A 21,390-nucleotide genomic window follows, 5' to 3' on the forward strand; every position below is an offset into this window, starting at 1 on the left:
GTGGGGAGGCTATCTGTCGACACCGGTCCAACTCCCGCCGATCACCGAAGTTGTACAAGGTTCCCTATTCACTGAATTGTAAACTTTAACCGAGTTATCATCATGATCATAAAAAGAGCAGACGGAACACGAGTTTCAATATTGGTTCAACCGATAATTTCCCTCGAAGGCAAAATTAGATATCCGATTGAGGTCAAATACTGCCCTCCAGGGAAAATAAAGTACCTCGAAGTATTTAGCCAACGCGAATACCAGAATACGGCGTATGAGCATAGAGCTTCATATTTATCTGGTAAGCAGCTTGAATATGTCACACCTGCTGAAATATATCAAGCAAAGCTCGACGCATGGCAACAATTGAAACCAACACTTTAACAGAGTCGAACCATAAACAACAAAACAATGCCAGAGACAAAGAAAATAACCGTTCTATACGTAGTGACGGACAGCGAATACAGTAGTGATAAAGTCGGAGATATTGATGGCGGGTTGTTCGATCACGAATGGCTTCGAAAGCATATCGCCCTTCACGGATCCGCTGGCTTAATCGAAAAGCTTGCGTTCATGAACCACCAGATCGTACAAGCCCAGCTGGATTACAATAAATCTCAGCATGAGGATGTGAAGGAAACGGGCGTGGCAGAACAATAGATTAATGTCACTTATGGTTACATATTCAATTTTTAAAGCCTCGTTATACTTAGCGGGGCTTTATTGTTAAATTGCTTGACCAGCAAAAGCCAGCATTTATAAAAAGGAATTAATATCTGAACATTATGTATGAAAAGTTAACCGAAAACCAGATCATTGAAAGAGCGAATAAGATCATGGAAGCTGTACCCTGTACAGGTGATGCATATCCATCCCTAGATGTGCCATTGACCGATGGTGATGGTGCGTACGTAGTACGATATGAAAGGAAAGAGTATCGGGAAACAAACAGGTTCGGCATGAGAAATTGGTTCATATGGGAGAACCCCAAGCTGATCCGATTATCATGACCAGCAAAAGCCAGCATTTCAAAAGCCGATTGCTGACAGCTGATAGCCGACAGCGCTGCCAATTACAGAAATAATCCAAAATAACGAGCCCCTATTTGGGGCTTTTTTGTGGGCTTTTCGGTTCCCTTCTACCCTCCAATCTTAAAAGTTCGAAAAATTTTGTAATTCTGTAATTTATCAAATATGAGTACCTTAAAAGTCTCAGGGTCAGTAATTACAGATTTGTTTTTTATTTGTAATTTTTTATAAAGAATTACAAAAAGATTGTAATTACTATAAATCGGGGATGGCTCAAAAATTACAGAATTACAGGATTACAAACTTTTTTAGAAGGATTACAAACTTGAAAAAGGGTTTTGAATTTTTAACCTGTTGAATATCAGCGAGTATACAAAAATTACAGAATTACAAAGAAAAACCCAGTTTCCGGGCTCAGCGCAGAAAAAATACGTCCGCTAAAATGGTATAACATACAGGTTTCTTCTACCGGAAGTCTCAAGAAAATACAACAACTGGCTTCTAAATAGGTTCGATTCCTTATTATATCGGGGACAACACAATAAAATATCTATTTTTTGATGTTTTAAGCGTTATTCACTTACGAGATATGTAGTAAAAATTGTAAATTTGAAAGTGAATTAATCCTCTGTTAGTTACTTATTAGCCTCTGTTAGTTACTTATTAAATGGGAGTGAAGCCGATTGCGCGTGTGGTAGTACACAGCATACCCGTGAGTGTGCCTGTGAAAAAGTATCTGGAATATTGGAAACCGAGCGTTTATCTGGCAAATCAGGATGACCTCGTGGGTATGTGGCTGATTAATGCCTATACGCGGAAAACAAAGCAGGTGAAAGTGGTGGACAAAGCAAAAGCCGAAAAAAATGGATACCGGGAAAACTGGCAATTTGCAATTCCTATCCGTTACCAGGATAACCTGATCTTCCCGGAACGCCGGGTGATGCACTTTAATAACATGGTGACGAAATTTATGGATTTCGAAATCATTAGTGATATGGAGATCATGCGGAGCAAAGGCAACGTTTTCCATATCCAGCAGGCGATTAACGATTTCCGGGACCGGTACAACATCTATGAAAAGGAATGGACCGATGAACGGATCCGGAAGCTGTATCTGCGTTGGCGGGTACGGAACAATACGATAAGAACTGAATGTGGAAATTACCTGCCTGGCATGCTGCTGGGTAAAATCTGATTATATATGGACGATATCCAAAGCCTGCTCTGCGAATTACCTACGGGGATGTACCATCTTGAATTCCTGCCCAGGCACGAAATTACCGGTTGGGACGGGCCATTGCCGCGAGTGCGTAACCGCTGGTACGGGATCGGCGTGTACCGGGGTAGCCTGACCTTCGAACAGCCCACTGTCGTAGGTGACCAGGGCGCGACACACTCGGTGGCGGTCAGTTGCCTGGTGGTGAACGACTCACAGGAAGTGGCCGCGTTGATATCCCAGATGGAAAACATGCGTTTTGTGCTCCGTGTGCATCATTATGATGGAAAACGGCGCATAGTGGGCAGTCCAAACCAATATTGTAGCTTGTTTCAAACCGATTTCTCAGCACCTGAGCTGGTAGGTGTGCAGGGCTACAGACTGAATTTTGCTGGCGATTTTAGCCACAAGCCGTTTGTATATTGAAAGTTGAGTAGTAAGAGAAAAGGATCTTTCCGATGGAGAGAGCCTTTTTTTGTGTCCTACGGAAAAATTTGGCCAGCCCTCAATTTTGCATTCACTTAACAACGGACGATGCAGAACGTAACCTTCAGTAATCATGCTTTAATCTCCACCATGGCACGCTGTCTATCCGGGCAGTGGCTGATAGAGCCTACGTGGCTTCTCAACAATATCGACCTGATAGCACGCGCCGATCGCAATGAGGATCTTTCTGCAGTGTGGCCGAAACCGGAACTGACCTATATGGTCAACCGTGATGGTCTGTTTCAGGCTGCCGCACGTGAAGGGATTACCGGAAAAGGTACTGCACTGGGCTTGATATCCATTGTGGGGCCGATCTACAAGTACGGATGGTATGGATCCAAAAACCTGATCAATTACCTGAATGCCCTGGCTAGCGATGAGCAGGTGGGTGCAATTGAAATCAAGATTGATTCACCTGGTGGGCAACATGCCGGTACCAGGGAGGTTTACGAGCTGATCCGCGATTATCCCAAACCTGTGCTGATGGTGGTGGATGGCTATATGGCCAGTGCAGCATTGTACCAGGGAGCGGGAGCCAGCAAAATAGTAGCCACTCAGCCGACAGACCAGATCGGGAGCCTTGGAACGTACAGCACACAGGCGGACATGCTCGGTTATTGGAAGTCCATAGGATTGAATGTATACGAAACCTATGCAACGGAATCCACAGAAAAGAATGAGGAATTCAGGCAGCTGATTGAGAGTGAAGGAAAAAACAGTACGCTGCTTACTAAGTATCTGGATGTGCTCAACAATCAGTTTATCGGGGATATGCACGCCGTCCGCACGAACCTGAATAAGGCGGTGGAGAAAGGCCGTATCTACTTTACTCCGGAAGCGATCGAAATGGGACTGATAGATGAACTGGTACCGGAAAAGGAAACGCTGGCACTGCTGGCGGATATGCAACAAGCAACCAAACAAACTACTATACAAATGGGATTGATTGACCAATTAATGCAGGAGCTGGCCGGTAAAAAAACCGGACAGCAGACTGATGCGCCGACAGTTGAACAGCTGAGTTCGCAAATTACCCAGCTGACAGGCGAACGCGATACCGCTCTGGGACAAGTGACAACACTAACCAACCAGGTTTCAACCCTGACTAACCAAGTTACGACCCTGACGACCGAAAAAACCATTTTGACGGCTGAGCGTGATGCACTGCAGGTGAAAGTAGCCGCATACGGATCTCAGCCCGGCGCATTCCCTACGAATGTGGATAAGGCGAAGGATGATATCCCAGCTGGCGAAGGCGATGCCAAGACTTTGCAGCAAACTATTGACGAATTACCAAGTGAAAAAGAGGCGGCAGCACTAGGCTATTAAGCTAGACCTGCTTCGATTTCCATCATACCAAAAATTACACTTCATCTTCATTTCTTAAATCAATATGACTATTTCAGAAGTAGTAGCCGCATTTGGTGCGTATTACCTGAGCCATGGACAAAACCAGAACGATATCTACTCGCAACTGAAGCGCGGATTCGTTACGGAGCAGGCTTTTACGCATGTCATTACGGATGATACCGTATGGCGTGCATCCGAGGCAAGGCATACACGTATTGTTCAGCCTTTCCAGCGTGCATTTACGCCAACTGGAACTGCCGAGTTCAAACCGCGTGAGATCCGACAGTACAACCTGAAAGCCGATTTGCTGGAATATCCGGACGATATCAAAAGCAGCTGGCTGGGTTTCCTTTCGAGTACGAATGTAAAGCGTACCGATTGGCCATTCATTAAATACTGGATGGAAAAGCAAGTGGTACCACAGATTCAACAGGACACTGAATTGAATGAAATTGGCCGTGGTGTATATGCTGCGCCAACTGCCGGTACTGCAGGAGGTGCAGGTACAGCAATGAACGGTATACTGAAAATCATTGCTGATCATGTAACAGCAGGTGATATCACGCCGATCGCTTTGGGTGCAATTCCTACGGATGATAAGGAGCTTGTTGAGTACTACGAGGCATTCTATGACGCTGTACCTATCCAATACCGCGGTATCCCGATGACAATTTATGCACCGGAATCTCACGTTTTGCGCTATAAGCGTGGTTATGAGTTGAAATATGGTTTATTAACCAATATTGACACTACGAATGAAGGCGTAACACGTATCCGTTTCGGAAATGCCAATATTGTTGGGTTGCCTTCTTTGAACCTGAAAGCAAACGGTTCGCCAAATGACCGTTTCTTCATGACGCCGAAAAGCAACGCAATTATGCTTACCAAAGGGTTGCAAAACTCGAAGGGTATCTTCGATATCCAGGCGTTTGACCGTTCCGTGAAACTGCTCACCGACTGGTGGATGGGTATAGGCTTCATCATCCCGCAAATTGTTTGGGTGAATGATGGAGCAGCTTAACAGCTGATGTGATTGATATTTATCCTTTCCTGGTAACGGGAAAGGATGTTTTTATAACCATAATTTTTTACCTGAAATGGCAAAAACAAATGCAGAATTGCAGGCTGATCTTGATAAGGCCAATGCCGAAATTAAGCGACTGAGCGCTGAACCGGGGGAGTTCGAAAAACTTAACGAAAAGCACTATGAGCTAGTTGAGAGAGCTGCAAAACAGGAAGAAGAGTTGACTGTTACCCGTGAAAAATTGGCAGCAGCTGAGTCTTTACTTCTTCAGAAAGAAAAGGACTTGTCGGATGCGCAGGCCATTATCGAAGAGCAGCACAAAGCGCTATCGACGGAAGAAACGCACTCTGAAGGTGTTATTATCACCGTGGGTAAAAAAAAGTACAAGGCGGTAGCTCCTTCGTTCAATGTGGGCGGTGTAAGCTATGCAGCTGCCGATCTGAAGGAGAATAAGGAACTGGCTGCTAAGCTGGTGGAAAAGGGCAGTAGCGTTTTGCAGCTGCTTTCCTGATCGTACCCGGGAGTTTTATTTTTAGGCTTTAAAACAAACAAATTATATGTGTGAAGTATTAGACATAGTGCTTGGCGATACCTGTGGTGGTAACATGGGCGGCACGAAGTTGAAAATACATATTGCTGGTCATAACGACATCCTGACTTTTGGGGCTGTTGGTACCGGTGAAGCTGCTTTTACCATTGCCAGTCCTCACATCATGAAATCTGCCAAACAGTTCCATACCTTGGAATTGCTTCAGGATACAGGTGTGAACAATTATGCTCCTGGTGGGGCTAATAGTGGTGCGAAGGTAAAAACGACTGTATTTCGCGTTCCATCCAATAATCCGCAGGCCATTTTGCTGTCCAACACGATCGGCAATGGTATTTACCCGGTACTTGCGTTGGTAGAAGATGCTAACATGCCGGATGGTAGCTACGATCAATACGGTACATCCCGTATCCACGCTACTTTGAGCAGCCAGAAGCTGAACGGTACCAATAACGGTGAAGGTAGTGTGCTGGAATTTACGCTGAGCGTTACCCAGCCATCCACACTTACCTACACGGCTTCTGTACCACTAACCCCTGCAGCGTAAACATGGCAAATCAGGAAACAACGCCGGTAGTAGTTGCTAAGAGCAATGCTGCCCGAAAATACAAGGTAATCGGACTAAAAGAACAGGAATCGATGCCGATAGAGCATAAAGGGCTTATGTACGACCTGGCCAATCTTTCGGACGAACAGCTGAAAGTGCTTGTAGAGACAAAGTGCCCATATGTAGAGAAATCGTAGATAGTATCTTGAGTTTTGTGTGAATATGAAATAATCCGGGCCGGTTGTGCTCCGGATTATTTTGTTTAAAGCCTTCCGTGATGACAAAAGAATACGAATTGCAGCTAGCCAGCTGGCAAAAAAATGAAGACTACACCGAAGGGCTCCGGCTATGGGCCCAGCGCTACGGTGAGAACATGGCCTATAAAATGCTGTGCATGGGAGCCAATGATTTTAACCGTGCAAAGCTGCGTGCCGGGCTTGCTGAGCCTTTCGATGTACCAGTAGTTGTTCCGGATCCTGTGAAAAAGAAAATTGGCAAAGTAGCCAGGTTGGAAGAAACGGTGGATGAACTGGAATCGGAGCTGTGGGATGTATCTGATACGGTATCGGATGTAAAAGACTCAGTGGAGAACCTTTCGGAGAATGTGGATAACCTGGAAGAAACGGTGATGGATCTTTCCGATCGGGTAGAAAAGTTCCTGGCTAAGGCTCCAGAAGTACAAGTGGTGAAACTGACCAGCGCGCAAAGTCGTAGGCAAAATTTGGAAAATGAGCCTGAAGAAGTGCGGAATTGGCACAAATCGACCTACGAGCTAATGGACGAAAGAGTGCTTCTGAAACAGCGTTTGCGGGACCTTCCGGATCCGCAGCGTCGGGAAGACAGGAAAGTGGCCGCTTACCGGATTTTGGACATTACTGCAAAACTGGATACGCTTTTCGGGCAGATCGCCTACTGGGAAGAACATGGCCGCGTGCCGTCCAATGAACCGCTGGAAAATCAGGGCATCTTGTACCCGAAACGATACATGACACTTCGCACCTATGTGACAAAGTATACTAAGAAAGTGAAGGAAGCTGCTTCACCCGAAAAAAAGGAAAAGTATGCGCAGAAGCTGGATAAGTACCTAAGTGAGATGAAACAAATTGAAATTGAATTGTGATATGGGTATAGGTTTTAAGCCAAAAGCGGTGTTTGATGGTGATCCGGAGAAACCGAAAAAGAAGAAAAAAAAGAAGGAGAAGGTTGTCAGGCGGTATTCTGCTAAGCTAAAAAGCGATATCACAAAACGCTTTGAGGATGATTATGATGCCATCTACGAGGCTTACATCAACCCCAAAAAACAACTAACCCAGACCATGCTCAGGCAGCTTGCAAGGTGGAAGTTTGCCCGGCAATGGATCAGTGATTTTGAGCCGCCGTCTGATATCGAAGTGGTGCGTGCCCTGGTGAAGGAATTCGCAGTAAGCCAGCGCCAGGCATACACAGACGTGGCTAATTGCAAGCGTATGTTTGCTTCCGTTACGAAGGTCAACCAGGAATTTGAAAAGGTGATGTTCATTGAACGTTGCCTGCGTACCCGGCAAAAGGCCATGCTGTTGAATAATTCAAAAGGTTTTGAAGTAGCCGCCAAATATGACGTAATCCTGGCTAAGGTGAACGGATACGATCGTGAGCAGCATGAACTGCCTGAGCCGGTGATTGTGAATGTAGAAGTAACAACGGATCTCACGGCGATCGGGGCGAAGCCTATCGAAAATCTGGCTGCAATAATTAAGAGCTTCCATAGGAAAAAGGAGGAAGAAAAGCTGCGTGAAATCGTGGATGTTGACTATGAAGATTTGCTGAATAACCCTCGAAATGAGTCAGAACACCAGAAGTAAGACTGTTTTATACCAGAATAAATCACAGCTCCGTACGAACGCCATTGATGCGAATGAGTCCGTAAGCGTGGATGGCCGTGGTACCGGAAAGACAACTGGTAAGCTGGCACCACGTGTACATCGGTGTATGTCCCTGATGCCACGTTCTTCCGGTGGTAACGTGGCAGAAAGTTATATGCAATTGTTGGACCGCACTTTGCCGCCGATGCTTGCCAGGTGGGAAGAAATGGGGCTCAGGCGTGATATAGATTATTGGGTAAGGAAAATGCCTCCGAAAAACATCGGCTTGAATATGCCTTATGTTACTCCGGAGACCGCTGAGCATAGCATTTTCATGCGCGTGAACCGGTACGATGTATCTGTGATGCGGCTGATCAGCCAGGATAGACCGGGTAGCAGTAATGGTATGTCGTTAGACTGGCTGGTGGGTGATGAAGTGAAATTCCTGAATAAAGACCGGCTCGACAGCGAACTGATGCCGACGCTACGGGGTAACAACCGATACTTCCAGGAATGTCACCTGCACCACAGTATCATGTACACGACTGATATGCCGGTGTCATCCAGTGCCAAATGGATACACGATTATGAGGATATGATGGATACTGAAACCATTGACCTCATTCTGGCCATTCAGCAGCAGATAAATCAGACAAAGCTTAAGGCTATCACAAGAGGTAAGTATCTGAAGTCTGAGATTTCGGATATTGCTTTTTATGAAAAGGAACTTTCCAAAATCAGGAAATCGGCAGTTTCTTACTCTGAATCGAGTACACTGGATAACATTGATGTACTGGGTGTTGAGTATATCCGGAAGCTAAAAAGAACGCTTCCTGTATTCATTTTTAATACTTCGGTACTTAATGAGCGACCTGGTAAGGTGGAGCATTCATTTTATGCTGATTTGTCTGATATCCATTTCTATAATGCAATTGACTATTCTTTTGCTGACGGGTTATCTGAAGATAAATATGGTCAAGGGAAATTGCTGGATTGTCGTAAGGACTTGGACCTGGACATGAGTATGCCGTTGGAAGTGGCGTTGGATGTGGGTGGTCGGCTTAATGTAATGTCTATAGGGCAGGAAAAGGATCATGATCTGAACATTATCAATGCTTTGGATGTGATCGAGTCTGGTAAGAATAAGGTCAAACACCTTGCTGAAAAGTTTCATAACTATTATCGATACTACTACAAGAAAGAAGTAATCATCTATTACGATCATACCCACAACCCTGCTAACCCTGTAAGTGATGAGAATCCCCTGGATGAATTCGTGGAGTATTTACAGGGTAAAGGATGGACGGTCACCAAATCCTACATCGGAGTAACACCATCCTTCCGGAATCGTTACAGGCTTTGGGGCTCTTTGTTGAACGGAGGATCACAGGATCACCAACGCCTATTCCGTGCTAGGTTCAACAAGGGTAATACCACTACGCTGCGTACCGCTATGGAAACTACCAAAATTGCATTGGGTGGGAAAACCGGATTTGAGAAAGACAAGCGAATGGAGCGTGATGAGAAGGCCAATCAGCTCGAAGCACCCCATTATACTGACTCTGCCGACACATTGGTGGTAGGTATGATCAAGCGAAGACAGGAGCGCGGTAGGTATCAATCATCATTATTGTTTATCAATTGATTATCAGCGATTTGCGAACAATGACACCCCCCGTACCCGACCCGGCCTGTCATATATCACCGGGCAGGGCACCCAGTGCAATTGCACCAACGTACAGTGTGTGGCGGGGTCAACTCTGTGGCAAAACGCGTGATTTTTCTAAAAAAATGGGCTAAGTGCCTGATGCACAAATAAAAGGTAAAAAAAATAGTGCAAAACTGTACTTTTTTTGACATAAAAAGGTGTCCTACTGAAAGGCTTTTTTCGGTAGGAAATTTGAGATTATGAAAACGCCAATTACTGTACGTGATGCCCTGAAAATATTGGATGAAAGTGTTCATGTAAGCCATCCGCAGGCATTTCATGTGGTGTTTTGTACTGCAGACAAACGTCGTAAAACCGGTGGGGAAAGAATTGTTCTGGAAAGGGCTGTTTTGCTGAAGGCGCGGACGACTGTAGCTGTGAAGGGTAAAAGTCAAAACCGCAGTACCAGGCAGAAACGCTATCCCATTGACGTGAAAAATTTAACGAGTGGCGAGATTCGCCATATCAATATTGACCTTATAGAAGAACTGAACGGCCATCCCGTACTATGAAGATCTATTTCCCAAATGAAAATGTAGCACTGTTGCCGTCGGGGGTGGCAGTTTCCCTGGGAATGCCAGGTGCTTCGCCGACTCAGCCGATCGTAAAGGATCATACAGTGGTATCAAGCCTGGAATACGTTCCTTGGGGTGATGCCAATGATTTTCCCCAACAGGTACTGAAGCGTGGCCGGCGTAGTACGATCATTCCGCAGGCCCTGAACTGGAAAGCAAACCTGATCAGCAGGAAGGTGCGGCCGTACCTGGTGGACGAAGACGATACGGGAAAGGAGATTTTGCAGCCTGTGAAGGATCCTGAAATACTGGCATTCCTGGACACGCGCCATTTCAAACGGTACGTACGGGAATCTGCCAATGACATCTTTTGGTTCCTCAATATTTTTCCGGAACTGATCCTATCAAAAGACCGAAAGAAAATCACGAATATCCTGCCTATTGAAGCAGCTTATTGCAGGGTTTCAAAACAGAATGAACGGGGAGTTTCCGAGCATGTATACGTAAATGCCAACTGGCCGAACGCCATGCACAATAGTGACGAAACACAAAAAATTCGCTCACTGGATCCTTATGAATATGATTTGGTAAACTGGACACGTGACGAGCATACCAATACTTTCAAGTTTATCTATCCGAGCAGTTACCCTACACCTGGTAACACTTTCTACCAGCTCGCACACTGGGACGGTATCCGGGCATCTGGCTGGCTGGATGTGCTGGAAAAAGTGCCTGAAGTGAAGAAGTACATGTTTGAAAACCAAATCACGATCAGGTATCACATTCAGATACCACGTGAATACTGGGCTAATGAATATGGATCGGTATGGGAAAAAGCCACGCCTGAAGAGCGTGATGGTATTCGGATGGCGAAGATGAAGCAGATCAATGATCGTATTGTCGGGGCTAAGAATAGCGGGATTGCGCTGATCACCGAGTTTGGTGTTTCTTCGATCGATGGAAAAACTATTGAAGGGTGGAAGATTGAAGCGATTCCGGACAAACTCAAAGACGGTGCGCACCTGGCTGATAACATGGAAGCCACTTCTCATTTGCTGTACTCGCTCGGGTTGGATCCTACGCTGGTAGGTTTTGCATCCAAAGAAATGGGATCCCGTTCCGGAGGATCCGACAAACGCGAATCATTGCTGATCTATCTCAGCCAGCTCGACCCTTACCGGGATGTGCTGTATGAGCCGCTGGATTTCATTGCAGAATTCAATGGCTGGAAGGCAAAGTATCCGGGACTCGAATTCCGATCCAAACAAACCATTCTGACAACATTAGACACCGGTGCCGGGTCAACAGAAAAGGCAGCATAAATATGAGAACAAGAAGTATTGCAATTGCTGGTGGTGGTTATTCTGGGTTTTCATCGCTCATAATGGCTGCAATGCTCAGCGCATCGATCGGGCAAATGAATACGCCTGTTTTCCGCAAGGATGAAGAAAAGGAAACTGTGGAGCAGCGCATTGAGCGGGAGCGCATAGAGGGAGAACAGGAGCAGCTGCGCCGAAATAACCGGTTGTCTGCCAGCCTCGGACTTACTCAATTTGAAATTAACGGAGTAGAAGTATGGGCGCTCAATGAGCGTAATGCTATACGGAAATACAGAAAACTATGCTGATATCAACCACCGAGCAGCTGATGCAATACGTAGAAGTGTCAGTAGGGCTTGATTTTGAACTCGTAAAGCCATCAATCAAAAAGGCTGAAAAGCGTTTCATCATACCCATTTTAGGTAGGGATTTCTATAACGAAGTCAAAAACTACGGGAAGGATGAAGTGGCTACAGATATACAAAAGGAAGTGCTGGATACGATCAATAGCGCTACGGGACCACTTGCGCTGTGGTATTACAGCCAGGTAGGAGGGGTTACTATCGACGGATCCGGTATTTATGTGCCAAAGAATACGAATCGCTGGAACCTTGGAGAAGGTGAACAGAAGCGACTTGAAAATGCTTTTCTAGCTTCAGGACTGGATGCATTGGATGATCTGATCAATTTCCTGAACGATAATCTGAACAGCTTCGAAAGCTATGCCATTTCTCCGGAACGTGAAGAAATGATGACAAGCCTGGTGCCGACCGCCAAGGTAGTGCAAAAGGTGTTCACGATGTTGCATCCGCAAATGACTTTCCGGGCGTTACGGGAAGGAATCCGGTACGTAGAGCCGCGTATAGCGGATGCTATGCAGGAATTCTATTTCCATTCTATTGAATCGCTTACCGCAGATCTCACGCCGGCCGAACGCCGTATGCGTACGATGGCCGAAAAGGCTGTGATATACCTGGCTGCAGAACGTGCATTGCTGACGAGATCGGTGAAGCTGACCAATGAAGGACTGGAAGTAATGATGGGCAACAGTACCCAGGTGAGTGAATCAGAAAACGCCCGGATTGAAGCCGCTGCGCGTACCTATGGTAAGTCTGGCGAATCGGAATTTGCAACGCTGATCAAAGCGATGAATGCAAATCCACCCACGGGCTATATACCGCCTGCACCCGTTGTCCTGGTAGAAAGATTGAAGTGCCCGCCAACCGGGGGAATTGCATTTTTTTAAAATTCACAACATCACCATGCAAGATATCACACTCAGGGAGCCGGAAACCGGACTCAGTAAAACCTTTGTCGTTCCCACCGAATTCAACGAGCTCACCCAGGATCAGTTTCTGGGTGCAGTGGCGATTATGAATAATCTGCACGATCGGCCTGAATTGCAGTGGCTGCTCATTCCGCTCATAACGGGTATCAGCCAGGCCGAGCAGATGACACTCAACGAGGTGCAACAAGTGGAGCTGCTGAAGGAATTGCAATTTCTTTTCGAAGAAGATAACCTGCCTTGGAAAGGTTTGATCACGTCGTTTTCCACCTGGCAGTACAAGGCTATTCATTGTCCACGAAAAATTGCACGTGCATTGAGCACTACGGTCTATGGCCCTGGTGACGTTTTGGGTAATCTCAGTTTTGGTGAATTTATGTCGGCAGAAGCCCGGCTGGAACTATTCCGGAAGAATCCTGCGGCTAACCACCAGGCGTTGAATGAGCTATGCGGTATTCTGTACCGGAAATCCAATAGCAGCCGAAAAGCACACACCGATAAGCGTATTCATTTTGATTCAGGATTGATACCGTCCTATGCAGAAGTATTTAAGGCTGTAAACAAGGATGTGAAAAGTGCAATACTGGTAAACTACCACGGAGCCAAAGCTATGCTTCCTAAACTGTACACGAATCTTTTTCCACCACCACCGCCAGAAGTTGAAGGTAAAGAACCTACGGCAAAAAAGTCCGGGTCACAGTCGCTTACCTGGCTGAATATGATGATCGAAATGGCGGATAAAGACGTCACAAAGTATGATCTCGTAAAAGCAGGCACCTTGCATGAAGTATTAAAAACACTGGATGTGACGATCGCTCACAATCAGAAAATGAAACAGGAAGCCGAAAAACGTAGCCGATCATGAACGCATACCCCGATTTCGTTGAGTTTTTTAAGGATGTAGCCAGTCAACTAGAATTGTTGGGGCAGGATACGGGAAAGATTAATCTTTTTTTTGTAGATGGCCCTGAAACAGCAAACGTGCTATTGGTAGCGCTGAAATCGAGAGTTACTATGCCTTGTTTACTGGTAGAGTACTATGATGAAGATGTGACTGATACTTCAGGGAGATTTACAGAATTGAATGGAGCATTTATTGTTTTGCATCGTGTTTCGAAAAAAACGGAAGGGCATGACAGTACACGTGAGGCTATTTATGTGCATGCTAAGCCTGCAGCAGATCAGATAATAGCTCATATGCAGAAGGCTTCTAATACCGGGGTTTTGAAAATAGATGGTGTAAAGGCAACCCTGCTTCCAAGTATAAAGGGGTTATGGGTGGGTCCTTTGCATGATGATTTATACGGCTGGCGTTATGAATTTACGTGGCGTATTGCAGCAGCATCGTGCTTCAATCCATCTCATTGGAAACCTAGATAATTTTACTATTCATGGTGTTGTATCAGAAACCGTCCGGAAGCTTTTCCGGGCGGTTTTTTGTGCAATTGCTGTCCTACTTAAGAGGCTTGCAAGCGGGTAATTTTGATTCATGGCATTACTCATTACCCCACCCCAACCCATCGCCTTCAGCAAGGACCGCGTTATCTTCCAGTTCGAAGATGATCGCGAGGGTATTATTCCGGGTATTAATGCATTCAATGCACTCGGTGTAAACGGTGTGGTACCTGTCGATGCCCAGCTGATATTCCAGTGGGGCGAAAATGAGCTGCGTTTTTACACCAGTGCTACGCCGGATGCAGGTAGTAACCTTATCCCTGCCTATCTCAATCCTGCGGGCAATCACGAAGCATACATCAAAAGTCTGGTTCCTTACTTTGCCGGAAATTATTTCATTAACGAAGATTTTGAAGTAACAGCAGAAGCCACAACGGTTACCATAGAAGGTGAAGTGATCACACGATGGGCAGTGCATTTTCTCGCACGCCGCTCAGGTGCTAAATACAATTTCAATCCAAGAACGTTCAACGGTGGTCAGATCCGGCAATTCGTAGCCGGTACCGACGACTCTACAAATATCAACAACTCGGTTTTCATCGAATTGCACCTGCGGGACCGCGACGATGCAAACCCGCAACGCGTCTGGAAAGGTGCGATTGAACTGGATACAAAAGGCCGGGCCGCTATCGACGTAGGTTCTTTGCTGCACCCGTACCTGACACCCGAAATACCCTCCTTTATTCTTCCTGTTGCTGAAAAATGCAAGGATAGTCGGCGCAAATATTACCTGCGTTATGCCCAGGCTTCGGGTGAAAACCTGAGTAACATGGGCACGCTTACCACCACGTCGGATTTTGTCATCCTGCGCGGTGGCTTTGGCGAAGTGAAAGGGGCACCGGTGACGCTCACCAGTAAACTCAAAGCACCTGCCGGTACGGAGGATAAAATACTGATGCTGCAAAAGAAGCAGCGTTACATCCGTGCCGATCAGCCCGTGTTCCTTACCTGGGTGAACTTTGGCGATCTGCGTCAGGTGCATGCAAGCGTGGATATCATTTTTGATGATGGCCGTACGCTACAAACCAATAGCGGTATCGTGCGCGATGTAAAGCAATACGAAAAAGTGGTTTTCGGTGTAGGATTTCAGCAGCTGAACCTGGGTATTATTCAGGGTACGATTGCAAGCTACACCGTGCGCGTCCGGGATGATCTCGGTTATGTCTCTGAACCGCTCATGCTTACGCTCAATTATGCGCACCTGGAATATGTCCGCTACTTCGCTTATGTGAACAGCTGGGGTGCGATGGACACGTTGATGACGTATGGCCGCCAGAGTGATCAGTGGAAAATCTATAAAGAAAGCTGTGAAAAGCTGATGCCGATCCATTTCGGTAGCACAGAAAGTCAGTTTGTTGAGTGGAACCAGGAATATGAAAACTCGGGTGAAGTAGCCAGCGGTTGGATGCGTAAAAGCGATATGGCCGGATTTCTGGATATGTTCATCGCTCCTTTGAAGTTCCGGATTATTGAAGGCAATGCTTATCCGGTGGCGATCAATAGCGATACCATTGAGCGAGGCCGCGACGGGGATAACCTGTACGGTATCGTTTTCGGCTATCAGTATGCCCGCCGGTACGACAGCCTGGAAGCGGAAGAACTCGAGAACGACGATGTAAGTGATTACATCCCGCCGAACGTGCTCACAGCAGCAACGATCATCATTGACGGCGGTGGCACTTCCGGTGGCAATAATGGTGGCACAGGTATCCGCTTGGATCCTTATCCGATTCTGGGAAGCAGGAATGCTGTAGAGTCGAGTGCGCTATTTGTGCTGTTACAGCAAAAACAGGACACATTACCGCTCGGCGATGCAACGCAGATCTACCGTGCGGATGGCTCAATTGTCGATTTTAAAAAAGCCGTAAACGGTGTAGAAACAGACCCCACCGTGCCGTCTTATGCGAAATCGCTCAAAAATATTCAGATCATCATGAATGATCTGGTGGCTTTGGCGGATTTCCGGGATGCGATCAACGGGTTGGAAAAAGACGGTACAGTCCCGGAGTATGCTAAGACGCTTGATGGTATTGAGCAGATACTTACCGATCAGGAATTTATAAAACTGATTCAGAATCCTGTATTCTCCGCGCTCCCTCCTGTAGTGGTGCAAAAGGGCGTACCCTTCACAAAATACATCGATCTGAAAACATACAAGACTTCTCATCACGAATTCAACGAACTAAAAGTGGATGTACAGTTTAACAACCTAAAACTGCATGGCGTCGAAGTATCTGTTGATAACCAGCTGATCGTAAAGCTCGCTGGTACCATCGACGAAGATATGACACCGTCCGAGCAGATGCTGCTGGTGATCAGCGATCTGACAAAAAAGCAGACTACACTCTCCATCGTGGTGGAGACGATCGACGAAGAAATACCGGACGATCGGGAAATCTGCCCTGTGGGGCCGAACCACTATTTTGAAAAGGATATTGTGGCAAATGGGAATGCTGGCCTTAACTTCTGGTTCCATGGCGGCGGCGTGACGCGGTTGGGCTGGAAAATTGTAAGCAAGGAAACAGATACAACTGCTTTGCGTGCAGGCGAAGTGACACCTACCGGCCCGGAGCTTTCCATTTCCTTTCCTGAGTTGCCAAACGGCGCTTATTTTCTTGCTATCGCCGGTGTGAACTGCAAAAGCCCGTGGTCGTACCGGCACTTCACGATTGGAACCGACACCACTTTACGTTGGGCTGATGGCTACCCAAAGTATGAAGGCGGTGAAATTAAACTGAAATTGCAGGATACAGTTTCCGCATTGACTGAGATTTTCAATAACGCAACTAATGACAAACTGTACTCTGCTACACGTGATTTCATCGCCAATACTACTGAAATCGTAATCGCAAATGCAGGAGGGTATCCGGCGGCGCATTACCGGGTTAATGTCGGCTCCCTTTCTGCTATTGTGACGGTAGGTACTCCTGTGGATCCTGTATCTATAAAATGGCTCTTAAAATCCGGATGGGATGGTGCAGTCATCAGCGATCTGATTCCGGAAGGAGAGTATGAAGGTAGCTTGCCTGCAGGATTTAACGTCACAATACAGAGTAGCAACCTGGGTTTCTCCTATAATATTCATAGGTATCAGTTGGAGTTTGAGACTATGCCCGGCGAATGGTCAGTGATGACTACCGGCGGCTCATCAGTCGGAGAGGGAACATCCAGTACAATTCATAACACTGAATACCTATTCCCTTCGCCTGGTGTGGATAGTAGGTTTGTGAACTGGAACGGTGTGCCGATAAACCGTCACGGCCGTTTTAGGATCACTCACATCTTCAGGCTTAACACCAATATCGTACACACCCTTCAACGCACATTCAAGTTTTCGAAACTGGAATTTGGGCCCATGTGGGCACCTATAGGCAATGCAAAAGGAGAAATTATGGTTGGCAATTTAAAGTACAACGGCCAGCAAGTAATAAACTCATTTGCTCAATTCATCGAACCCTGGCATTCATTTACAGGTGAAGGCACGCGAAGGTTTGAATATTCAGTGAATGGTACCGATTGGCATCGTACAGGTGCATTTTGGAACGCGGAATTGCCCGGAGGAGTAGGACTTGCCCTGTGGGAAGATAATGCGGTGAAAAACATACCTGATAATGCAGCCACTAATGTTCGCATTCGAAATGGAATGAACCATGCCATTGTTTCTGATACTATCCGGATAGACCGCCGGGGTATGGTTAGCGGACAAATGTCTATCAAATTTATTACCAAATGTCTGCCTGAGCATTTCGACTTGAGATGGAGCATAGGAGAAGACGGAATATATACCTTCTGGGATGCCTGCACTTTCACGCCTCCTTCAGGATATGAGTTCTGGTACTTCCTGAATGGTGTAACATATAAGCGTGCTACAAGTCTTGCCGACTATCGCTACGAGAGTTTTGAACCTTTCGGTTTTGTAAAAGCACAGATCAGAATCGGTGAGGTTGACACTTACAATTGGGCAACCCAGACAGATAATGCTGCCGGTGCTGGAATGAGCAGGAACGTGAGCTACGCTTTTTACACAGGATATTTTAACAAAAAATAACGATGGAGATACAAGCAGAGCAAGTAGTACTGGATCTCTATGATTCAAGTAGTGGATATCCTTCCTGGGCTGATATCACACCGCAGGTATCGGTGAACGACGGTAAGGTATTCATCATGAAAAAAGGGGAATGGAGCATACAGCAAGTATTCTCACGTGGTATATCACATTTGGATAAGTATGAAATAGCGGCCTTGTCTCCCGCAGAACAAAATCAGTTTTTTCAGCCAGGTGGTAAAGGTTATAACGACGTTTCGAAAACAAACGAGATACTGAACCTTCAGCAGGTGGGACCCGATCGCTGGCTGCCTGAAGGTGGATCTTGGCCGAATATATTAAATGCGATGTGGTTTCCAAACGGGACACCGCTCACCGCAGAACAAGGCTACAACAAAGGCAATAGCGCAGATATTACCTATCCGGTGGTGATTTGCGAAACGTTGGAAAATAATCACGCGGCGAGTATGCACTGGCCGTGGTGGGGCCCCTTCTGGACGCGCTGGAAGGAACGCCTGGTGGAGCGACACGGAATAGAAAACGTATGGCTGGGCTTCGATTATCTGCACGGATTTATACACAACGTGCTTTGGATGGGAAGGCAGGAAGCCAAAGCTTTGCTTCGTTTGCCACTGAATGCATGGCCGGGAAACAATATGCTGCCAGGTGCACCATGCCAGGCTTGCGATACGGGTTGTTATCCCTTATACCTGGGTGCGTTTGACCGCGTAAGGTGGGAACCATTCAACCTTGCTTACAGCTGCATGGTTGCACACAAGGCAGGGAAAAAACAGGTTGCTTTCTTTGCGAATATACATGAGCAACGTCCCAACAATTACTACCTGATGGATCTGCCCAATGGCGGTAAGTTTGCTCGACAAGAAAAAGTACCAGTATCCCCTAATTCAATCATCACACTTATTAGTGTCGCTTACATTTTTGGAGATGGTGCGATTGGCTGGGGTGTTGGCGGCAAATCCACGAAGGAAAAGCTATGGAGCCGAGTATGGATGAAAGGGGATGAACTGTATTACAAACCAGGTGAAACCAATCTAACCGACCTTTCACAGTTCCCCTACTGGACTAACTCCGATAGGGAGTATTACACCAGCCCAACGGGTGTGGAAGATATGGCAGGAATGACCTGGGCAGCACTCAAAAACACCTGGGGGCAAACGCATGGCGGAGCGGAATACTTTGTACGCCTTCGCGTGAATGATGGGCCATGGCTAGCAGCAGCTAATAACGACGCGGATGATCTGGTGGATGGCCAGTTTGATCAGCGGTTTGTGGGACGCGTACGCATCAAAGGAAATGTGATGAGCTGGTGGCTATGCAACCCGTATGCGGATTCAACCCTGAAAACGGTGGAATTCGAACACCCTACTATACCAGGGCGATATTATACCGTGAAAATCGCTACCAGTATAGCCAAATTCGGAAACATAACTTTCTAACTATGAATTGGTACGAAGCTCTCGGACACGTCCGAAAAGGGAAAGAAATACGCCTTGCCGACTGGCCGGAAAACGTCGGTGTCTTTTACGACGAAAACGAAGACGGCGTTCCGGACACAGCTAAGCCCTGGGATATAGATAAGCAGATAGTAGAATTTGAGCGCTTCAAATCCCTGCTATATATCAGGCGCGGCGATAAAAGTCACAAAGGCTACTGGCCAATACAAATGGATTACACAGACGAAAACTGGATCATCAATGAAAAACCTGATACTACTACTGGCAATGACGGCTCTGATGAGCAGCTGCCGGGTAATGAAAAAAAGTAAAACAAGCGCCGACAGCACCATCGTTCGCTCGGAGCAGACAAATGGCAGCTGGGAAAAAGTGACGGTGACTGAGACTTTCGCGCAAGGGGAAAAGGGTGAAGGAATTGGGGCGGCGGGCTCAGGGCAAGCGGTGAAAGAAGAGCTTCACCAAGAAACTCAGCCAGCAAAAGCCGAAAAACCCAGCATCTTGAAAAAGCTTTTCAAGCCACGCCCCCGTGCCCTTATCCAAAAGCCCCTTACGCTTTATCCCCCTGCCCAGCCCCCCCTGCTCACCCGAACCACCACCACCGAACGTGGAACCTTTGCTAATCAGAAGCAGGAACAAAAGCAGATCCACACCGCCGAAAAAACCAAGGCAGTTGAATCCGGATTGGCAACCAGCAAACGGGTGCTGCCGATTGCGGGAGGATTGATCATCCTATTACTGATCTGCGTGATATTGTATCGATCCAAACAACGAGACTACTAAGATGGCAGTAAGTATAACAGGACCGGCAACCGGTGGGGATATCACGGCCTACCGTGGTGATACCTTCGATCGATGGGTACGTATTGCCCGTAACGGCGTGGAAGAAGTGGTAAACACCAGCAGTTTTACGATGCATATCAAAAGCGGGAATACGATTGTTTTTATGCTGAGTTCGCAGGGCGGTATCACCGTAGAATTGAACGGCGCCGAACTGACGGGTGTGCTGCACCTGGCTATTTCGCACGATGAAATGGCGAAGATCAATCCGGGACAATATCAATATGATATACAGCAGGCCTACCCCGACGGGAAGGTTCGCACCCGCCTGCGCGGCACTTTCACAATTACAGACGATATCACCAAAGTATCATGAACGTAACCGTTTCAACACGCGACAATGATGATCTGATAGAGATCACGATATCCACCGTACCATTCTACACAGGCAATACAAAAAAAGCCTATTGGGGCTGGATGAGTACCAATGGTATGCTGGTAGAAGCGCAGATCGTAGTACTGCAGGGCTCAGGGGATTTCACACCAGGTGCCAACATTACGGCAGATTTTCGGGGCGGTAACCTTACCCCCAATTATCTGTACTTCGTAGAACGCGATACCGAACCGGCCAAAACCAAATGGTACGCCAACGATTTCGACCAGGGAGCGATTGGGCCCGGTGGCGTTTTCACGGTAATTGGCATCGTAAATGGCTGGCGTGTATACCGCTCTGCAAGTGCCACTCAATTTTCATCAACAACACAATTCAACGTTTCTTAAC

Annotated in this window: 25 protein-coding genes; all 25 read left to right on the forward strand. The window is 46.7% G+C overall.

Features of this window, described 5'->3' with window-relative positions; genetic code table 11:
* The first annotated feature begins 102 nt into the window (after positions 1-102).
* Positions 103-375, forward strand: a complete 273-nt coding sequence (locus AC1XUE_RS25550; RefSeq protein WP_483358832.1) for a hypothetical protein — start codon at positions 103-105, stop codon at positions 373-375.
* A 27-nt stretch (positions 376-402) separates the two neighbouring features.
* Positions 403-651, forward strand: a complete 249-nt coding sequence (locus AC1XUE_RS25555) for a hypothetical protein (protein ID WP_483358833.1) — start codon at positions 403-405, stop codon at positions 649-651.
* A gap of 125 nt (positions 652-776) precedes the next feature.
* Positions 777-1,001, forward strand: coding sequence for a hypothetical protein (locus AC1XUE_RS25560; RefSeq protein ID WP_483358834.1), 225 nt, complete (start codon positions 777-779; stop codon positions 999-1,001).
* A 691-nt stretch (positions 1,002-1,692) separates the two neighbouring features.
* Positions 1,693-2,214: a hypothetical protein gene (locus AC1XUE_RS25565; RefSeq protein WP_483358835.1), complete on the forward strand. Its 522-nt coding sequence runs from the start codon at positions 1,693-1,695 to the stop codon at positions 2,212-2,214.
* A gap of 111 nt (positions 2,215-2,325) precedes the next feature.
* Entirely contained in the window at positions 2,326-2,661 is a 336-nt protein-coding gene (locus AC1XUE_RS25570) for a hypothetical protein (protein ID WP_483358836.1), read from the forward strand.
* A gap of 150 nt (positions 2,662-2,811) precedes the next feature.
* Positions 2,812-4,050 (forward strand): S49 family peptidase, encoded by a 1,239-nt coding sequence (locus tag AC1XUE_RS25575; RefSeq protein WP_483358837.1) that lies wholly within the window; start codon positions 2,812-2,814, stop codon positions 4,048-4,050.
* 64 nt (positions 4,051-4,114) lie between these two features.
* The gene (locus tag AC1XUE_RS25580; protein WP_483358838.1) at positions 4,115-5,092 is read left to right on the forward strand and encodes a hypothetical protein; all 978 of its coding nucleotides are present in this window, start codon (positions 4,115-4,117) and stop codon (positions 5,090-5,092) included.
* Between the two features lie 76 nt (positions 5,093-5,168).
* Positions 5,169-5,606, forward strand: coding sequence for a hypothetical protein (locus AC1XUE_RS25585; RefSeq protein WP_483358839.1), 438 nt, complete (start codon positions 5,169-5,171; stop codon positions 5,604-5,606).
* Between the two features lie 46 nt (positions 5,607-5,652).
* A complete protein-coding gene (locus tag AC1XUE_RS25590) occupies positions 5,653-6,189 on the forward strand; it encodes a hypothetical protein (protein WP_483358840.1) in 537 nt (178 codons plus the stop codon).
* Positions 6,190-6,191: 2 nt separating this feature from the next.
* Positions 6,192-6,386, forward strand: coding sequence for a hypothetical protein (locus AC1XUE_RS25595; RefSeq protein ID WP_483358841.1), 195 nt, complete (start codon positions 6,192-6,194; stop codon positions 6,384-6,386).
* An 80-nt stretch (positions 6,387-6,466) separates the two neighbouring features.
* Positions 6,467-7,309 (forward strand): hypothetical protein, encoded by an 843-nt coding sequence (locus AC1XUE_RS25600; RefSeq protein ID WP_483358842.1) that lies wholly within the window; start codon positions 6,467-6,469, stop codon positions 7,307-7,309.
* Between the two features lies 1 nt (position 7,310).
* On the forward strand, positions 7,311-8,030 hold the full coding sequence (locus AC1XUE_RS25605; protein ID WP_483358843.1) for a hypothetical protein: 720 nt from the start codon (positions 7,311-7,313) through the stop codon (positions 8,028-8,030).
* Positions 8,008-9,675: a hypothetical protein gene (locus AC1XUE_RS25610; protein WP_483358844.1), complete on the forward strand. Its 1,668-nt coding sequence runs from the start codon at positions 8,008-8,010 to the stop codon at positions 9,673-9,675. The genes AC1XUE_RS25605 and AC1XUE_RS25610 overlap by 23 nt, the downstream gene beginning before the upstream one ends.
* Positions 9,676-9,938: 263 nt before the next feature.
* The gene (locus AC1XUE_RS25615) at positions 9,939-10,250 is read left to right on the forward strand and encodes a BTB/POZ domain-containing protein (protein WP_483358845.1); all 312 of its coding nucleotides are present in this window, start codon (positions 9,939-9,941) and stop codon (positions 10,248-10,250) included.
* Positions 10,247-11,575: a hypothetical protein gene (locus AC1XUE_RS25620; protein WP_483358846.1), complete on the forward strand. Its 1,329-nt coding sequence runs from the start codon at positions 10,247-10,249 to the stop codon at positions 11,573-11,575. Before AC1XUE_RS25615 ends, AC1XUE_RS25620 begins: the two co-directional genes overlap by 4 nt.
* 2 nt (positions 11,576-11,577) lie before the next feature.
* Positions 11,578-11,880, forward strand: coding sequence for a hypothetical protein (locus tag AC1XUE_RS25625; RefSeq protein WP_483358847.1), 303 nt, complete (start codon positions 11,578-11,580; stop codon positions 11,878-11,880).
* Positions 11,874-12,818 (forward strand): DUF6712 family protein, encoded by a 945-nt coding sequence (locus AC1XUE_RS25630; RefSeq protein WP_483358848.1) that lies wholly within the window; start codon positions 11,874-11,876, stop codon positions 12,816-12,818. The genes AC1XUE_RS25625 and AC1XUE_RS25630 overlap by 7 nt, the downstream gene beginning before the upstream one ends.
* 16 nt (positions 12,819-12,834) lie before the next feature.
* Entirely contained in the window at positions 12,835-13,722 is an 888-nt protein-coding gene (locus AC1XUE_RS25635; RefSeq protein WP_483358849.1) for a hypothetical protein, read from the forward strand.
* Positions 13,719-14,237 (forward strand): hypothetical protein, encoded by a 519-nt coding sequence (locus AC1XUE_RS25640; RefSeq protein WP_483358850.1) that lies wholly within the window; start codon positions 13,719-13,721, stop codon positions 14,235-14,237. The genes AC1XUE_RS25635 and AC1XUE_RS25640 overlap by 4 nt, the downstream gene beginning before the upstream one ends.
* 109 nt (positions 14,238-14,346) lie before the next feature.
* Positions 14,347-18,360 carry a hypothetical protein gene (locus AC1XUE_RS25645; RefSeq protein WP_483358851.1) on the forward strand — a complete coding sequence of 1,338 codons (4,014 nt, stop codon included), beginning with the start codon at positions 14,347-14,349 and terminating at the stop codon, positions 18,358-18,360.
* A gap of 2 nt (positions 18,361-18,362) precedes the next feature.
* A complete protein-coding gene (locus AC1XUE_RS25650; RefSeq protein ID WP_483358852.1) occupies positions 18,363-19,814 on the forward strand; it encodes a hypothetical protein in 1,452 nt (483 codons plus the stop codon).
* A 2-nt stretch (positions 19,815-19,816) separates the two neighbouring features.
* Positions 19,817-20,143 (forward strand): hypothetical protein, encoded by a 327-nt coding sequence (locus tag AC1XUE_RS25655; RefSeq protein ID WP_483358853.1) that lies wholly within the window; start codon positions 19,817-19,819, stop codon positions 20,141-20,143.
* Positions 20,130-20,612: a hypothetical protein gene (locus AC1XUE_RS25660; protein WP_483358854.1), complete on the forward strand. Its 483-nt coding sequence runs from the start codon at positions 20,130-20,132 to the stop codon at positions 20,610-20,612. Before AC1XUE_RS25655 ends, AC1XUE_RS25660 begins: the two co-directional genes overlap by 14 nt.
* A 1-nt stretch (position 20,613) precedes the next feature.
* Complete coding sequence (locus AC1XUE_RS25665; protein WP_483358855.1) at positions 20,614-20,985, forward strand: hypothetical protein; 372 nt, start codon at positions 20,614-20,616, stop codon at positions 20,983-20,985.
* Entirely contained in the window at positions 20,982-21,389 is a 408-nt protein-coding gene (locus AC1XUE_RS25670) for a hypothetical protein (protein ID WP_483358856.1), read from the forward strand. The genes AC1XUE_RS25665 and AC1XUE_RS25670 overlap by 4 nt, the downstream gene beginning before the upstream one ends.
* Position 21,390: the final 1 nt, after the last annotated feature.

The organism is Dyadobacter sp. HNCC25DJ187, assembly GCF_056895255.1.

Coding starts and splice junctions, on each gene's coding strand:
- AC1XUE_RS25550 (WP_483358832.1), top strand. CDS start 103: ATGATCATAAAAAGAGCAGACGGAACACGAGTTTCAATATTGGTTCAA.
- AC1XUE_RS25555 (WP_483358833.1), top strand. CDS start 403: ATGCCAGAGACAAAGAAAATAACCGTTCTATACGTAGTGACGGACAGC.
- AC1XUE_RS25560 (WP_483358834.1), top strand. CDS start 777: ATGTATGAAAAGTTAACCGAAAACCAGATCATTGAAAGAGCGAATAAG.
- AC1XUE_RS25575 (WP_483358837.1), top strand. CDS start 2,812: ATGGCACGCTGTCTATCCGGGCAGTGGCTGATAGAGCCTACGTGGCTT.
- AC1XUE_RS25580 (WP_483358838.1), top strand. CDS start 4,115: ATGACTATTTCAGAAGTAGTAGCCGCATTTGGTGCGTATTACCTGAGC.
- AC1XUE_RS25585 (WP_483358839.1), top strand. CDS start 5,169: ATGGCAAAAACAAATGCAGAATTGCAGGCTGATCTTGATAAGGCCAAT.
- AC1XUE_RS25590 (WP_483358840.1), top strand. CDS start 5,653: ATGTGTGAAGTATTAGACATAGTGCTTGGCGATACCTGTGGTGGTAAC.
- AC1XUE_RS25595 (WP_483358841.1), top strand. CDS start 6,192: ATGGCAAATCAGGAAACAACGCCGGTAGTAGTTGCTAAGAGCAATGCT.
- AC1XUE_RS25600 (WP_483358842.1), top strand. CDS start 6,467: ATGACAAAAGAATACGAATTGCAGCTAGCCAGCTGGCAAAAAAATGAA.
- AC1XUE_RS25605 (WP_483358843.1), top strand. CDS start 7,311: ATGGGTATAGGTTTTAAGCCAAAAGCGGTGTTTGATGGTGATCCGGAG.
- AC1XUE_RS25610 (WP_483358844.1), top strand. CDS start 8,008: ATGAGTCAGAACACCAGAAGTAAGACTGTTTTATACCAGAATAAATCA.
- AC1XUE_RS25615 (WP_483358845.1), top strand. CDS start 9,939: ATGAAAACGCCAATTACTGTACGTGATGCCCTGAAAATATTGGATGAA.
- AC1XUE_RS25620 (WP_483358846.1), top strand. CDS start 10,247: ATGAAGATCTATTTCCCAAATGAAAATGTAGCACTGTTGCCGTCGGGG.
- AC1XUE_RS25625 (WP_483358847.1), top strand. CDS start 11,578: ATGAGAACAAGAAGTATTGCAATTGCTGGTGGTGGTTATTCTGGGTTT.
- AC1XUE_RS25630 (WP_483358848.1), top strand. CDS start 11,874: ATGCTGATATCAACCACCGAGCAGCTGATGCAATACGTAGAAGTGTCA.
- AC1XUE_RS25635 (WP_483358849.1), top strand. CDS start 12,835: ATGCAAGATATCACACTCAGGGAGCCGGAAACCGGACTCAGTAAAACC.
- AC1XUE_RS25640 (WP_483358850.1), top strand. CDS start 13,719: ATGAACGCATACCCCGATTTCGTTGAGTTTTTTAAGGATGTAGCCAGT.
- AC1XUE_RS25645 (WP_483358851.1), top strand. CDS start 14,347: ATGGCATTACTCATTACCCCACCCCAACCCATCGCCTTCAGCAAGGAC.
- AC1XUE_RS25650 (WP_483358852.1), top strand. CDS start 18,363: ATGGAGATACAAGCAGAGCAAGTAGTACTGGATCTCTATGATTCAAGT.
- AC1XUE_RS25655 (WP_483358853.1), top strand. CDS start 19,817: ATGAATTGGTACGAAGCTCTCGGACACGTCCGAAAAGGGAAAGAAATA.
- AC1XUE_RS25660 (WP_483358854.1), top strand. CDS start 20,130: ATGAAAAAAAGTAAAACAAGCGCCGACAGCACCATCGTTCGCTCGGAG.
- AC1XUE_RS25665 (WP_483358855.1), top strand. CDS start 20,614: ATGGCAGTAAGTATAACAGGACCGGCAACCGGTGGGGATATCACGGCC.
- AC1XUE_RS25670 (WP_483358856.1), top strand. CDS start 20,982: ATGAACGTAACCGTTTCAACACGCGACAATGATGATCTGATAGAGATC.